The sequence below is a fragment of the Pseudomonas sp. 2FG genome (assembly GCF_005502935.1).
Taxonomy (GTDB): domain Bacteria; phylum Pseudomonadota; class Gammaproteobacteria; order Pseudomonadales; family Pseudomonadaceae; genus Aquipseudomonas.
The window spans coordinates 1-14668 of the sequence record NZ_SCMP01000004.1; the positions used below are offsets into that span (position 1 = coordinate 1).

Here is a 14668-nt window from a genome sequence, read left to right on the forward strand (position 1 = left end):
CAGTTGCAGTGCCCGAGCGAGACGCATAAAAAATCCGATGCCAATTCAGGCATCGGATTTTGATTTCTTGCGGCCCAAGGTCAAGCGAAAGGGCTTAACTGACTGGCATTAGCCTTGCGGCTCCCTTTTTCGACTCAGCGTGACTCAGTGCAGGATCTGACTGAGGAACAGCTTGGTCCGCTCGTTCTGCGGGTTGCTGAAGAAGGTATTCGGATCGGCCTCTTCGACGATCTCGCCCTTGTCCAAAAAGATCACCCGGTTCGCCACGGTGCGGGCAAAGCCCATTTCATGGGTCACGCAGAGCATGGTCATACCGTCTTCGGCCAGACTGACCATGGTGTCCAACACCTCCTTGACCATTTCCGGGTCGAGGGCCGAGGTCGGTTCATCGAACAGCATGATCTTCGGCTTCATGCACAGTGCGCGGGCGATGGCCACGCGCTGCTGCTGGCCGCCGGAGAGCTGCCCCGGGTACTTGAGGGCCTGCTCGGGAATGCGCACGCGCTCCAGGTAATGCATGGCCACTTCCTCGGCCTCCCGCTTGGGCATGTTGCGCACCCACATCGGTGCCAGGGTGCAGTTCTGCAGCACGGTCAGGTGCGGGAACAGGTTGAAGTGCTGGAACACCATGCCCACTTCGCGACGCACCGCTTCGATGTGTTTGAGGTCGTGGGTCAGCTCGGTGCCATCGATCACGATGCGGCCCTGCTGGTGTTCTTCCAGGCGGTTGAGACAGCGGATGGCGGTGGACTTGCCGGACCCGGACGGGCCGCACAGGACGATACGCTCGCCCGCCTGCACGTTCAGGTTGATGTCCTTGAGCACATGGAACTGGCCGTACCATTTGTGCACGCCCTGCATCTGGATCATGCCCGGCTCGGTGCTGGCCGACTGCTTGATTGCTTCACTCATGACAAAACTCCTAACGCTTGTGGCCAGTGTCCAGCTTGCGCTCCAAATGCATGGAGTAGCGGGACATACCAAAACAGAAAATCCAGAAAATCAGCGCGGCGAACACATAGCCCTCGGTCGCCATCCCCAGCCAGGCCGGGTCGGTGGTCGCCTGCTTGATGCTGTTCAGCAGGTCGAACAGGCCGATGATGATCACCAGGCTGGTGTCCTTGAACAGGGCAATGAAGGTGTTGACGATGCCCGGAATCACCAGCTTCAGTGCCTGCGGTAAAATCACCAGGCCCATCATCCGCCAGTAGCCCAGGCCCATCGCCGCCGCCGCTTCATATTGCCCCTTGGGAATGGCCTGCATACCGCCACGCACCACCTCGGCGACATAAGCCGACTGGAACAGGATCACGCCAATCAGGGCGCGCATCAGTTTGTCGAAGCTCAAGCCTTCCGGGAGAAACAACGGCAGCATCACCGAGGACATAAACAGCACGGTGATCAAGGGCACACCGCGCCAGAACTCGATAAAGGTGACGCACAGCACGCGAATCGCCGGCATGTCCGAACGCCGCCCGAGGGCCAGCAAGATGCCCAGTGGCAAGGCTCCGGTGATACCGACGGAAGCGATCACCAGGGTCAGCATCAGACCGCCCCATTGGCTGGTCGCTACCGTGCTCAGGCCGAAGAAGCCGCCATGCAACAGCCAGTAAGCCAGCAGCGGATAGACGACCAGAAAGCCCAGTCCATACAGGCTCTTGCGCGGCACCTGGGCGATGAACAACGGCGCCGCGCCGATGATCGCCAGCCAAAAGGTGAGGTCGACGCGCCAACGCAGCTCAGACGGGTAGAAACCGTACATGAACTGGCTGAAGCGCTGCTTGATAAAGACCCAGCAGGCGCCTTCACTGGTGCAGTCGGCGCGGGTGGTACCGCTCCAGTCGGCTTGGATAAAGGCCCATTGCAGCAGTGGCGGGATGATCAGCCAGACCAGGTAGATGGCTAAAAAAGTCAACAGGGTGTTGAACCAGCTGGAGAACAGATGGGCCCGCAGCCAGCCAAGCACGCCGACACTCAAGAGTGGCGGCGGTAGATCGGGTTTGAAGGTATGAGTTGTCATGCGCCTATCTCTCCACCAGCGCCATGCGCTTGTTGTACCAATTCATCAACATCGAAATGCTCAGGCTGATGGCCAGGTAAACGCTCATGGTGATGGCAATCGCCTCGATCGCCTGGCCGGTCTGGTTGAGCACCGTACCGGCAAACAGCGACACCATGTCCGGGTAACCGATACCGGCGGCCAGCGAGGAGTTCTTCGCCAAGTTCAGGTACTGGCTGGTCAGCGGCGGAATAATCACCCGCAGGGCCTGCGGGATGATCACCTTGCGCAGCGTGATACCCGGTTTGAGGCCGAGAGAACGCGCGGCTTCGGTCTGCCCGTGGCTCACCGCCTGAATCCCGGAACGCACATTCTCGGCGATAAAGGCCGCGGTGTAGATCGTCAGCGCCAACACCAGCGCAATCAGCTCGGGAATCAGCACCCAGCCGCCGCGAAAGTTGAAACCCGTCAGCTCCGGCAGACTCCAGCTCAGCGGATTACCCGCGAGCAGAATGGCGATACCCGGAATCGCGACCAGCAGCGCCAGGGAGCTCAGCAGCAGCGGAAAGGGTTTTCCGGTCACCTCGAACCGCGCCCGGCCCCAGCGCACCAGCAGCACGATGCCGACCAGGGTCAGCAGCAGCGCCAGCAGGAAAGGCACGAAGGCTTCGGTCGCAATGGGTGCGGGCAGATAGAGTCCACGGTTGTTGAGAAAGAACGTCCCCCCAAGCTCCATGCTCTGCCGCGGTCCCGGCATCGCCAGCATCACCGCGAAGTACCAGAAGAAGATCTGCAGCAGCGGCGGGATGTTGCGGAAGGTCTCGATATAGACCGTGGCGAGCTTACTGATCAGCCAGTTCGGCGACAGCCGCGCGACGCCCAGGATGAAGCCGATAATGGTCGCGAAGACGATACCGATGACCGACACCAGCAAGGTGTTGAGCAAACCTATGACGAACACACGGCCGTAGGAGTCGCTCTCGTTGTAGTCGATCAGGTGTTGCGCAATACCGAAACCGGCACTGCTATTCAGGAAGCTGAAGCCGGAAATGATCCCTCGTGCGGCCAGGTTTTGTTGCGTGTTGTTGAACAGGTACCAGCCGAACGCCACGACGGCGATAACGGCAATAATCTGGAATAGCCACGCGCGGATCTTCGGATCGGTCCAGACCGAACCTCTAGGACGCGGGACATTAGCAGTAGTTTGCATAGCAGCCCTCTTGGAAGCCCCACGCCCGCAGGAGCGGGCGCAGAGTTCACGGAATCAAGAACAACAGCGGCGCTCCAGAACCGGAGCGCCGCTGCAGAAGGTCAACGCACCGGCGGTGCGTATTGCAGACCACCCTTGTTCCACTGGGCATTGAGGCCACGTTCGATCTTCAGCTCGCTGCCGGCACCGACGTTGCGATCGAAGATTTCACCGTAGTTACCGACTTGCTTGACGATCTGTACCGCCCAATCTTTCGGCAGTTTCAGATCCTTGCCGAACTCACCCTCGCTACCGAGCAAACGGGCGATATCCGGGTTCTTGGTGGATTTGGCCATTTCCTCGACGTTCTTCGAGGTGATGCCCAGCTCTTCGGCGTTCAACTGTGCGAACAGCGACCAACGCACAATTTTGAACCACTCATCATCACCCTGACGCACTGCCGGGCCGAGCGGCTCCTTGGAGATCACTTCCGGCAACACCACGTAGTCGTTCGGGGACGCCAGCTTGATACGCTGCGCATAGAGTTGCGACTGGTCGGAGGTCAGCACGTCGCAACGACCGGCTTCCACAGACTTGGCGCTCTCATCGGAGGTGTCATAGGTGATCGGGGTGTACTTCAGGCCATTGGCGCGGAAGTAGTCGGAGAGGTTCAGCTCGGTGGTGGTGCCGGCCTGAATGCAGACGGTGGCGCCATCGAGTTCCTTGGCACTGGAGACGCCCAGCTTCTTGTTCACCAGGAAGCCCTGGCCGTCGTAGTAGGTCACGCCGGTAAAGCTCAGGCCCATGGCCGCATCACGCGAGCTGGTCCAGGTGCTGTTACGCGAGAGGATGTCGACTTCACCAGACTGCAACGCCGTGAAGCGTTCCTTGGCGGTCAGCGGGCTGAACTTGACCTTGCTGGCATCGCCGAACACCGCGGCGGCCACCGCACGGCAGACATCCACGTCGATCCCCAGGTAGTTGCCCTTGGCGTCGGCGTAGGAGAAGCCCGGCAAGCCATCGCTAATACCGCACTGCACGAAGCCTTTCTTCTTCACTGCATCCAGGGTTGCGCCCGCCTGAGCGAAGCTGCTGACGCCGAGCACCGCTGCAGCGGTCAGCACAGCCAGGGTGGATTTCACCATCTTCATTAAAACCTCCAGTTGCTGTTGTTGTGTTTGGAGTCTCGGCCCCACCGCCGTACCCTTATGAGGCACGCTCAACCCTCTCGATAGCAGCAGGGTCAACCGGGGTGCAGACCTAAGGAGTGAGTCTAGCTGGCGATAGTCCTCTCGGCCAAAAACTCACCCCCGCCCATTGTTCGAATGGACTGGAGAGGGATCATCTCGTTCGCTTGTGCGCCAACCTGCAGCGTTTGACGAATCTGTTGGGAATCTCCCATCGCTTGTTTTGTCTGTGGCAGCGCCCAGAAATCCGCAGTGTTACCACCGCTGGGCCTTGCGATCAGTCAGCGCAGGACCTAGCAAAGCCCGTACCAACGCCTCTTGAAAAGCACTATTCGGGCAGGTCAAGGGCAAAACTTGTAACCTTGCGACAAGTTCTTCACTGATTCGCCAAACCCTCGGCGAATCCACGCCCTGTCTGAGGGCGCTCGCAGCGTACCGGAGTCGCTCATGCACGAAACCCTGATACTTCAGCCCACACACGCCGCCGATGCGTGCGTCATCTGGTTGCACGGCCTGGGCGCCGACCGCTATGACTTTCTGCCGGTGGCCGAGGCGTTGCAGCAACGCCTGCTCAGCACCCGCTTCGTGCTGCCGCAAGCACCGACCCAAGCGGTGACGATCAACGGTGGCTATGCCATGCCCAGCTGGTACGACATCCTCGCCATGAGCCCGGCTCGGGCGATCAACCGCGAGCAGCTGGAAGCCTCGGCACAGAAAGTCATCGACCTGATCGAAGCGCAACGCGACAGCGGTATCGATCCGGCACGGATTTTCCTCGCCGGTTTCTCCCAGGGCGGCGCAGTCGTGCTGCACGCTGCATTTTTGCGTTGGCAGGGGCCGCTGGGCGGCGTGCTGGCGCTGTCCACCTATGCACCGACCTTCGGCGCCGAACTGCAGCTGTCGGATACAAAAAAACAACTGCCGGTTTATTGTTTGCATGGCACCTTCGATGAGGTGGTGCTGCCTGCGCTGGGCCGCGCCGCCCATGATTGCCTGGTCACCCAGGGAGTGCCGGTGACCTGGCAGGAGTACCCGATGAGCCACGAGGTGTTGCCGGAAGAGGTGCGCGATATCGGCACTTGGCTGGCGGCGCGCCTGGGCTGAACTCTTTGCAAACAGGCCAGCAAAAACCGCCATGAGCCAAACCGCCGTTGCCGCTATCGGTTCGCTGCGCGATACCGAGTCGATCGAACAGCTCTCCCTCCAAGATCGCGCCATGCCGCCCAGCACTTACGAGCTGCTGCAACGCAGTGCGGCACGCAGCCCAGATGCCACGGCGCTGACCTTCCTGTTACAGGGTAATAATGAAGAGACGCCCTACCGGCTAAGCTACGCCGAGTTGTTCGGCAAAATCACCCAGACCGCCAACGCCTTCCATCGCCTCGGTGTGCGCCCAGGCAAGGCGGTGTCGTTCCTGTTGCCGAACCTGCCGCACACACACTTCACTATTTGGGGTGGCGAGGCCGCGGGGATAGTCAATGCGATCAATCCGCTGCTGGATGCCGAGCACATCGCCGAACTGATCCGCGCAGCCGATTCCGAGGTGCTGGTGACCCTGGCCCCTTTCCCCGGCACCGATCTGTGGGACAAGGTCGCCGGCCTGCGTGAACGGTTGCCGGAACTGCAAGCGATTGTCACCGTCGACCTGGCCAACTACCTGCCAGAGCCACAGCGCAGCGGCTTGCAAGTCCAGCGCGGCGGGTTACCGACGGGCGCGCTGGACTTCGACGAACTGATCGCCGCCTGCCCGGACGATCACCTGGAAAGCGGCCGGATGATTCAGCCCGACGACATCGCCTCCTACTTCCACACCGGCGGCACCACCGGCACCCCCAAGCTGGCGCCGCACAGCCATCGCAACGAGGTGGCGATGGCGATGATCCTCGCCATGGCGATCGACCTGAACGAGCGGGACACCACCCTCTGCGGGCTGCCGCTGTTCCACGTCAACGGCGTGATGGTCACCGGCCTGGCGCCGTTCTATGTCGGCGCCCAAGTGCTGCTGGCGACCCCGCAGGGTTTTCGCAACAGCAGCCTGATTGAGAACTTCTGGAAGATCATCGAACGCTACCGCGTGAGCTTCTTCAGTGGCGTACCGACTATCTATGCCGGCCTGCTGCAAGTGCCGAGCGCCGGCCACGATCTGTCCAGCCTGCGCTATGCCCTGTGTGGCGCGGCGCCGATGCCGGTGGAGCTGATTCGCCAGTTCGAAGGCAAGACCGGGCTCAAGCTCATCGAAGGTTACGGCCTCACCGAAGGCACCTGCGGCAGTTGCGGCAATCCCCCGGCGGGCGAGCGACGGCCCGGCTCGATTGGCCTGCGCATGCCCTATTGCGAAGTGAAGATCGCCGTACTCGACGAGCAGGGCCAGTACCTGCGCAATGCCGCAGAGAACGAGATCGGCACCCTCTGCCTGCGCGGCATTACGGTGTTCAACGGCTACCTGCAGGCCGACAAGAACACAGGCATCTGGGTCGATGGCGACTGGTTCAATACCGGCGACCTCGGCCGTATCGACGCCGATGGCTATATCTGGCTGACCGGGCGCAGCAAGGATCTGATCATCCGCGGCGGGCACAACATCGACCCGCAGATGATCGAAGAGGCCCTGCACAAACACCCGGCCGTGGCCATGGCCGCCGCCGTGGGTAAACCCGACGTCAAGGCCGGTGAGTTGCCGGTGGCCTACGTCCAGCTCAAACCCGGGGTGACGGCAAGCGAAGCCGAACTGCGCGAGCATGCCGCCGCGCATATCCCGGAACGCGCGGCGATCCCCAAGGAGGTGTGGATCATCGACGCCATACCGGTCACCGCGGTGGGCAAGACCTTCAAGCCGGCCCTGCGTTTCGATGCCATTCGTCGCGTTTTCGAAGAGTCCCTGCGTCACCTTGATCCGACTATCCGGGTCGAAGTCATTGCCGATGATCGGCATGGGCAACTGGCGCGGATCCATGTCACGCAGTTGGATACGGCGCGGCGGGCGGCCATCGAAAACTGCCTGGTCGGCTTTGCGGTGAGGTGCGAGCTAGTCGCGGCGGACTGAACCCGGCAAGCACGACCGGTCGACCGCCAAGCAAAGGCCGCCACCTTTGCTTGGCAGCAAACCCGTCGAGAGCAGCAAACCAACGATGGGGTAGCGATCAACCCAGAGTTCAGCAATCCGCTAAGGGTCTGAGCGACCACTGGTCGGCCCGACTTTGCGCGAGGATTGTCAGCCTGGCACGGCTCGAATACTGTCGGGCCAGGTGTTCGCCCAAACGAAAGGAAGCGTACGCGATGCCCTCCACCTCTCGCAGCCAGCCCGGCCAACCACCCTCCTTGCGATGAAAACCGCGCATTGGCAGGCAGACCTGCAGCAAATGCGACAACTGCGACTGTTTCACAACGTCGCCGCCAGTAGCCTTGCACTGCTACTCAAGGAGTTTCACGCCTGCGAATTAGAGGCCGATGAAGTCCTGCTTTCACCGTTCAACCGTAATCAGTACCTCTATCTTCTGCTCAAAGGCCAGCTCAAGGTCTACCTCGGTTCGCTGGATAACCAGGCGGTCAGCACCCTGGAAGTGGGTGAGTGCGTCGGCGAAATCAGCTTTATCGACAACGACCACCCTTGCGCCTATGTGGTCGCCACGGCGCCGAGCCTGGTGCTGCGCCTACACCGGGAATCCCTGCTCAAGCTGCTCACGCAATCGCCGCAACTGCTGCATAACCTGCTGGAGCTGCTCTGCGAACGCGTGCGCCAAGGCAACCAAATCATCCTCGACAGTGAACAACACGCCAATATCGACACCCTCACCGGCTCCTTCAACCGCCGCTGGCTGGAGCATGTGTTTGCGCGCGAGAACACTCGCTGCGCCTTCAACGGCCAGCCGATGTGCCTGTTAATGCTGGATGTCGACCACTTCAAAGCCTACAACGACCAGCATGGCCATCTGGCCGGTGACTATGCCTTGTGCCTGGTCGCCCATACCCTGCGTAAGCAGTTACGGCCGAAGGACAGCCTGACCCGCTATGGCGGTGAGGAATTCGTCATCCTGCTGCCGGAGATGGCCGCAGAAGAAGGCCGCAGCATCGGTGAGCGGCTAAGGCGAGGGCTGGAACAAATCAACTCCTTCTACTCCCCAGTCGGCGTATTGCCCGGCGTCACCCTGTCCATCGGTCTGGCGCAAATGCGCGCCAAAGATAGCCTGCAAAGCCTGATCGCCCGCGCCGACAGCGCGCTTTACCAAGCCAAGCAACTAGGTCGCAACTGCCTCTGCGGCGAAGCGACAGACAGGCTCTGCTAGAGTGCCCGGCATAACAACGAGCTCGGATGCTACCCATGCGCAAACTCTCGATGGCCCTGATCGCCCTGCCTGTCATCGGCCTCGCCATCTTCTTCAGCCTGCCTAACCTGCTCGACCGCAAGCTCAATAGCGTTGCTACGCCGGCGCCCTACCCGGCCAGCGCCGATGCTAAACAACTGCACAACAGCTTGTTTATCGCCGACCTGCACGACGATGCGCTGCTCTGGGAGCGCGACCTGCTCAAGCGTGTGGATTACGGCCACTCGGACCTGCCGCGGATGCTCGAAGGCCGGGTTGGCCTGCAGGTGTTTTCCACCGTAACCAAGACCCCGCGCGGCCTGAATTACGAAAAAAATGCCAGCGACAGCGACAACATCACCCTGCTGGCCATGGCCCAGCGCTGGCCGCGCGCGACCTGGACCAGCCTGCTGGAACGCGCGCTCTACCAAAGCCAGAAACTGCATCAGGCCGCTGCCAATAGCGCCGGCCGCCTGGTGGTGGTGAGAAACCGCGGCGAACTGGCCAGCTTTATCCAAGCCTGGAAACAGGACCCACAGCGCCTCGCCGCCATTCTCGCCACCGAGGGTCTGCACCCGCTGGAGGGCAAACTTGAGAATATCGACCGCCTGTATGACGCGGACTTCCGCATCGCCGGGCTCACCCACTTCTTCGACAACGAAGTCGGCGGCTCCGCCCACGGCCTGGAAAAGGCTGGACTGACACCCTTTGGCCGCCGCGTGATCGCCCGCCTGGAAGAAAAAGGCATGCTAGTCGACCTGGCCCACGCCTCGCGAGCACTGATCGACGACGTGCTGGCCATCGCCACACGCCCGCTACTGGTCTCCCACACCGGCGTCGAAGGCACCTGCCCAGGCACACGCAACCTCAGCGACGAACACCTCCAGCGCATTGCGGCCACCGGTGGGGTGATCGGCATCGGCTACTGGGACACTGCGGTGTGCGCCACCTCGGTCGCCGCCATCGTCAAAGCGATTCGTTACACGGCCGATAAAATCGGCGTTGAGCATGTGGCCCTGGGCTCCGACTTCAACGGCACCATCCATGCGCCCTTCGATGCCACGGGCCTGGCCCAACTGACCGAAGCTCTGCTGCAGGCGGGCTTCAGCCGCACCGATATTGCCGCGATCATGGGCGGCAATGTGCAACGCTTGCTCCTGCAGAGCCTGCCACAAGCCTAAGCAACGTCGCTCAACAGCCCGCAGCGCCGGGGCCTTAAGGGTTCTGGTGCGCCACCCGCCGCAACATTTCGCCACACCGGCTTCTTGCTTTACACTGGCGGGCGTTCATTCCTTAATCAATTGAAGAGATTCCCGTGCTCAAAGCACTTAAGAAAATGTTTGGCAAAGGCGAGGGCGAACTGCCCGCGTCTGGCCCCGTTGCAACCTCTTCCGCTCCCACTACCGCCGCCGAGGGTGCCGCCCGCCAGCGTCAGCCTGCGCACACCGCCCGCGAGCCGCAAGCCGCCCAAACCGACAACACGCCACGCAGCGCCACGGCCAAGAGCGACAGTCCGAAGACCGAGAAACCGCGCCGCGCACGCCCCGCGAAAGCACCGGTCAGCACCTGGAAGCTGGAGGATTTCGTCGTCGAACCGCAAGCCGGCAAGACCCGCTTCCATGACTTCAAGCTCTCGCCAGAGCTGATGCACGCCATCCACGACCTCGGCTTCCCTTATTGCACGCCGATCCAGGCGGGCGTTCTGGGCTTCACCCTGGACGGCCAGGACGCCATCGGCCGGGCACAGACCGGCACCGGCAAAACCGCGGCCTTCCTGATCTCGATCATCACCCAGCTGCAGCAGACCCCACCGCCGAAAGAGCGCTACATGGGCGAGCCGCGGGCGCTGATCATCGCGCCAACCCGCGAGCTGGTGGTGCAGATCGCCAAGGACGCCGCCGCGTTGACCAAGTACAGCGGTCTCAACGTGATGTCCTTCGTCGGCGGCATGGACTTCGACAAGCAGCTCAAACAGCTGGAAGCCAAGCACTGCGATATCCTGGTCGCCACCCCCGGCCGCCTGCTGGACTTCAACCAGCGCGGCGAAGTGCATCTGGATATGGTCGAAGTGATGGTGCTGGACGAGGCCGACCGCATGCTCGACATGGGCTTTATCCCGCAGGTTCGGCAGATCATCCGCCAGACCCCGCACAAGGGTGAGCGCCAGACTCTGTTGTTCTCCGCGACCTTCACCGAAGACGTGATGAACCTGGCGAAGCAGTGGACCACTAACCCGGCCATAGTCGAGATCGAATCGGAAAACGTCGCCAGCGATACCGTTGAGCAGCATGTCTACGCGGTGGCGGGCAGCGACAAGTACAAGCTGCTGTACAACCTGATCGCGCAGAACGACTGGACCCGCGTGATGGTCTTCGCCAACCGCAAGGATGAGGTCCGGCGCATCGAAGAGCGCCTGACCAAGGACGGCATCAGCGCCGCGCAGATGTCCGGCGATGTGCCGCAGCACAAGCGGATCAAGACCCTGGAAGACTTCCGCGAAGGCAAGATCCGCGTGATGGTCGCCACCGATGTCGCCGGCCGCGGTATCCACGTCGACGGCATCAGCCACGTGATCAACTTCACCCTGCCGGAAACCCCGGACGACTACGTGCACCGCATCGGCCGGACGGGTCGCGCCGGCGCCAGCGGCACCTCGATCAGCTTTGCCGGTGAGGACGACGCCTACGCCCTGCCGCCGATCGAAGCGCTGCTGGGGCGCAAGATCAATTGCGAAACCCCGCCGACCGAGCTGCTCAAGCCGGTGCCGCGCAAGCACTAAGCGTGGCGCGAAGGAAAAAGCGGCGCAGGGCAACCTGCTCCGCTTTTTATGGCTGTGGTTCGGGCCACGAAGCGTAGCCTGGGTAGAGCCGTTTTTTAGCGAAACCCAGCGAGGCCTGGCTGGGTTTCGCTTCGCTCTACGCCAGCCTGCAGATGCCGCGACAGCTATCCCCTAACCTTGCAGGGACGCGTCATTCCCTTACAGGCATTCGCCTGTCCGCTTGCCGAAAAATACTTAAAAGTCCAACATAGACAAATAAGTTTATTTTCAGCCTCGGAGTGGAACCATGTCCAGCAGCCTTCCCTATGTCATTCAACAGGCTGAAGCCGAGCAATTGCTCGCCAAAGTCGACGTGCACCAGGCCATGAGCAAGATGTTCCGCGACCTGGCTGCCGCTACTGCCGTACAACCGGCACAGCAGTTGGTGGAGTTTCCCAACGCCGCCGGCGACTTTATCAATTACCTGGGAGTCCTGGCGGCAGAGCGGGTCTACGGGGTCAAGACCTCGCCCTATATCAAGGGCGAGCAGGGTGCACTGGTCACCGCCTGGACCCTGCTGATGTCCATGGACAGCGGTCAGCCCTTGCTGCTCTGCGATGCCGGCGCACTGACCACCGCGCGGACGGCCGCCACCACCGCCGTGGCGGTAGACGCCTTGGCTGCGCCGCAGGCCAAACGTCTCGCGGTGATCGGCAGCGGTCCCGTGGCGCGCGCCCATGTGCAGTATGTGCGGGGCCTGCGCGACTGGCAGAGCATCCACCTCTACTCCCCCGGCCTCGCCCAGCAAAGCGCGGCGGCGCACACCGAGCTGAGCAACCTCGACCCACGCCTGCAACTCAGCGCCAGCCTGGCGGAGGCGGTCGCAGACGCCGATGTGATCATGCTCTGCACCTCGTCGGCCAACCCGGTGCTGGACCCGAGCACGCTGAGCAAACCGGCGCTGATCACCTCCATCAGCACCAATGCCGTGCGCGCCCATGAGGTGCCGCCGCAGGCGCTGGCGCAGATGGATGTGTACTGCGACTACCGCGCCACCACCCCAGGTTCTGCCGGTGAAATGCTCCTGGCCAGCAGCCAGCATGGCTGGAGCAACAGCGCCATTCTCGGTGACTTGCCGGAACTGCTGAGCGGCACGGCGCGTCTGCCCGACTACCAGCGCTCGGTGTTCTTCCGCTCCATCGGCCTGGGCCTGGAAGATATCGCGCTGGCCAATGCGCTCTACCAGCTTTATCAGCAAACCCACTAAGAACCCGTTCAAGATCGTCGCAGGATGTACTAGGAGCCCCCATGCTCGAAGCAGACTTCATCATCATTGGCGCCGGTATTGCCGGCGCCGCCACCGGCTTTTGGTTGTCGCCACACGGCCGCGTACTGATTCTCGAACGTGAGTCGCTGCCCGGCTATCACGCCACCGGCCGCTCCGCGGCGCTCTATACCGTGGCCTATGGCAGCCCGCAGGTACGCGCGCTGACCGCCGCCAGCCGCGCCTTCTTCGATGCACCGCCGGCAGGCTTCAGCGAACACCCGCTCCTCAGCCCCCGCGGCGAGATGGTGGTGGATTTCAACGGTGACCCCGAAGAGCTGGAGCGCCAATACCTGAGTGGCAAGACCAGCGTCCCCGAGATGCAATTGCTCAGTGCCGACCAGGCCTGCGCCCTAGTGCCAGTACTGCGCCGGGACAAGGTCCACGGCGCCATGCTCGACCCAAGCGCCGCCGATATCGATACCGATGCCTTGCACCAGGGTTACCTGCGCGGTATCCGCCGCAATAACGGGCAGATCCACTGCGACAGTGAAGTCACCAGCCTCGAGCGCCTAGACGAGGTCTGGGAAGTCCGCACGGGCAAGCAGACCTACCGCGCGCCGGTGCTGATCAACGCCGCCGGGGGCTGGGCCGACAAGCTGGCCGAACTGGCCGGCGTGCCGCCCCTGGGCCTGCAACCGAAACGCCGCGCAGCGTTCATCTTTGCGCCACCGGAAGGCCTGGATACCCATGCCTGGCCGTGCCTGGTGAGCCTCGACGAATCCTTCTATTTCAAACCGGACGCCGGCATGCTGCTCGGCTCGCCCGCCAACGCCGACCCGGTCGAACCCCATGATGTGCAGCCGGAAGAGCTGGATATCGCCATGGGCATCTACCAGATCGAAGAAGCCACCACGCTGAACATCCGCCGACCGACGCGCACCTGGGCCGGCTTGCGCTCCTTCGTCGCCGATGGCGATCTGGTCGGCGGTTACGATCTGCAGGCACCGGGTTTCTTCTGGGTGGCGGGCCAAGGCGGCTATGGCATCCAAACCTCCGCGGCGATGGGCGAAGCCTGCGCCGCACTGATCCGCCAACAACCGCTCCCCGAGCACCTGGGGCGCTTCGGGCTGAGCGCAGCCATGCTCTCCCCGGCACGCTTGAAATGACGCGCACAGCGCTTTGCGGCACACTCGCAGCATCCGGCGCGCACCTTACGCGCGCCTGTCGCAGTCACCTGGAGTCCCATCCCGCATGAAGCCAGAGCACCGCCAAGACCCCGCCCTGGATAATTTCAGGGCGATTGCCGACGCCATTGCCACCTTGTTCTACCCCCATGCCGAGGTGGTGCTGCACGACTTGCGCAGCCAGCGGGTGGACTACATCGCCAACAATATCTCTAAGCGCGAAATCGGCGACGACGCGGCGCTGGAGGATTTGCTCAGCGAAGAGCGCGGCGAGCGCAATATCGGCCCCTACGAGAAGCTCAACTGGGACGGTCAGAAGATTCGCTCGGTCAGCAGCGTGCTGTGCGATGCCCAGGGCGCGCCGTTGGCCGTGCTCTGCATCAACCTGAACATCTCCCTGTTCGAGAGCGCCAAGGCCGCGCTGGATCTGTTCCTCTCCTCCAGCAAGCTGATCCCGCAGCCGGACGCACTGTTCCGCGACGACTGGCAGGAGCGGATCAACACCTTCCTGCACAACTGGCTACGCCAGCGTCAACTCGGCCTCAACCTGCTCACCCGCGAGCACAAGCGCGAACTGGTCGAAGCCCTGTACGGCGAAGGTGCGTTCCGTGGCAAGAGTGCCGCCAACTACGTGGCGAATGTCCTGAATATGGGCCGTGCCACGGTCTACAAGCATTTGAAAGAGATCAAGGGCGAAGGCTGACGAGGTGTTTGCCTGGCGGGCTGGGCTATGGATTGGATGGCAGATTTCGGCCAGGAGCTGCCATAGCAATTGATCCAGCT

Annotated in this window: 12 protein-coding genes; 8 read left to right on the plus strand and 4 right to left on the minus strand. The window is 62.2% G+C overall.

Annotated features, from left to right (window positions below; genetic code table 11):
- Positions 1–144 precede the first annotated feature (144 nt).
- The 4 genes from FFS13_RS05070 to FFS13_RS05085 all read right to left on the minus strand — a co-directional run bounded on the left by FFS13_RS05070 (position 145) and on the right by FFS13_RS05085 (position 4339).
- Entirely contained in the window at positions 145–912 is a 768-nt protein-coding gene (locus tag FFS13_RS05070) for an amino acid ABC transporter ATP-binding protein (protein ID WP_137818023.1), read from the minus strand.
- Positions 913–922: 10 nt separating this feature from the next.
- Positions 923–2020, minus strand: coding sequence for an amino acid ABC transporter permease (locus tag FFS13_RS05075; RefSeq protein WP_137818024.1), 1098 nt, complete (start codon positions 2018–2020; stop codon positions 923–925).
- A 4-nt stretch (positions 2021–2024) separates the two neighbouring features.
- Positions 2025–3209 carry an amino acid ABC transporter permease gene (locus FFS13_RS05080; RefSeq protein ID WP_171006424.1) on the minus strand — a complete coding sequence of 395 codons (1185 nt, stop codon included), beginning with the start codon at positions 3207–3209 and terminating at the stop codon, positions 2025–2027.
- 101 nt (positions 3210–3310) lie between these two features.
- Complete coding sequence (locus FFS13_RS05085; RefSeq protein WP_137818025.1) at positions 3311–4339, minus strand: amino acid ABC transporter substrate-binding protein; 1029 nt, start codon at positions 4337–4339, stop codon at positions 3311–3313.
- Between the two features lie 483 nt (positions 4340–4822).
- On the opposite strand from FFS13_RS05085, the gene FFS13_RS05090 reads away from it, so the two are divergent.
- The 8 genes from FFS13_RS05090 (at position 4823) to FFS13_RS05125 (ending at position 14588) form a co-directional block, all read left to right on the plus strand.
- A complete protein-coding gene (locus FFS13_RS05090; RefSeq protein ID WP_137818026.1) occupies positions 4823–5479 on the plus strand; it encodes an alpha/beta hydrolase in 657 nt (218 codons plus the stop codon).
- Between the two features lie 31 nt (positions 5480–5510).
- Positions 5511–7418, plus strand: coding sequence for an acyl-CoA synthetase (locus tag FFS13_RS05095; protein ID WP_137818027.1), 1908 nt, complete (start codon positions 5511–5513; stop codon positions 7416–7418).
- Positions 7419–7698: 280 nt separating this feature from the next.
- The gene (locus FFS13_RS05100; protein ID WP_137818028.1) at positions 7699–8658 is read left to right on the plus strand and encodes a GGDEF domain-containing protein; all 960 of its coding nucleotides are present in this window, start codon (positions 7699–7701) and stop codon (positions 8656–8658) included.
- Positions 8659–8693: 35 nt separating this feature from the next.
- Positions 8694–9857: a dipeptidase gene (locus FFS13_RS05105; protein WP_137818029.1), complete on the plus strand. Its 1164-nt coding sequence runs from the start codon at positions 8694–8696 to the stop codon at positions 9855–9857.
- Between the two features lie 134 nt (positions 9858–9991).
- A complete protein-coding gene (gene rhlB / locus FFS13_RS05110; protein ID WP_137818030.1) occupies positions 9992–11455 on the plus strand; it encodes an ATP-dependent RNA helicase RhlB in 1464 nt (487 codons plus the stop codon).
- A gap of 286 nt (positions 11456–11741) precedes the next feature.
- Positions 11742–12701: an ornithine cyclodeaminase family protein gene (locus tag FFS13_RS05115; protein WP_137818031.1), complete on the plus strand. Its 960-nt coding sequence runs from the start codon at positions 11742–11744 to the stop codon at positions 12699–12701.
- A 41-nt stretch (positions 12702–12742) separates the two neighbouring features.
- A complete protein-coding gene (locus tag FFS13_RS05120) occupies positions 12743–13867 on the plus strand; it encodes an FAD-binding oxidoreductase (RefSeq protein WP_137818032.1) in 1125 nt (374 codons plus the stop codon).
- A gap of 85 nt (positions 13868–13952) precedes the next feature.
- Complete coding sequence (locus tag FFS13_RS05125; RefSeq protein ID WP_137818033.1) at positions 13953–14588, plus strand: transcriptional regulator; 636 nt, start codon at positions 13953–13955, stop codon at positions 14586–14588.
- Positions 14589–14668: the final 80 nt, after the last annotated feature.

Excerpts from the sequence above, each read along its gene's own strand:
- FFS13_RS05070 (WP_137818023.1), bottom strand. The coding sequence starts at position 912 with ATGAGTGAAGCAATCAAGCAGTCGGCCAGCACCGAGCCGGGCATGATC.
- FFS13_RS05075 (WP_137818024.1), bottom strand. The coding sequence starts at position 2,020 with ATGACAACTCATACCTTCAAACCCGATCTACCGCCGCCACTCTTGAGT.
- FFS13_RS05080 (WP_171006424.1), bottom strand. The coding sequence starts at position 3,209 with ATGCAAACTACTGCTAATGTCCCGCGTCCTAGAGGTTCGGTCTGGACC.
- FFS13_RS05085 (WP_137818025.1), bottom strand. The coding sequence starts at position 4,339 with ATGAAGATGGTGAAATCCACCCTGGCTGTGCTGACCGCTGCAGCGGTG.
- FFS13_RS05090 (WP_137818026.1), top strand. The coding sequence starts at position 4,823 with ATGCACGAAACCCTGATACTTCAGCCCACACACGCCGCCGATGCGTGC.
- FFS13_RS05095 (WP_137818027.1), top strand. The coding sequence starts at position 5,511 with ATGAGCCAAACCGCCGTTGCCGCTATCGGTTCGCTGCGCGATACCGAG.
- FFS13_RS05100 (WP_137818028.1), top strand. The coding sequence starts at position 7,699 with ATGAAAACCGCGCATTGGCAGGCAGACCTGCAGCAAATGCGACAACTG.
- FFS13_RS05105 (WP_137818029.1), top strand. The coding sequence starts at position 8,694 with ATGCGCAAACTCTCGATGGCCCTGATCGCCCTGCCTGTCATCGGCCTC.
- FFS13_RS05115 (WP_137818031.1), top strand. The coding sequence starts at position 11,742 with ATGTCCAGCAGCCTTCCCTATGTCATTCAACAGGCTGAAGCCGAGCAA.
- FFS13_RS05120 (WP_137818032.1), top strand. The coding sequence starts at position 12,743 with ATGCTCGAAGCAGACTTCATCATCATTGGCGCCGGTATTGCCGGCGCC.
- FFS13_RS05125 (WP_137818033.1), top strand. The coding sequence starts at position 13,953 with ATGAAGCCAGAGCACCGCCAAGACCCCGCCCTGGATAATTTCAGGGCG.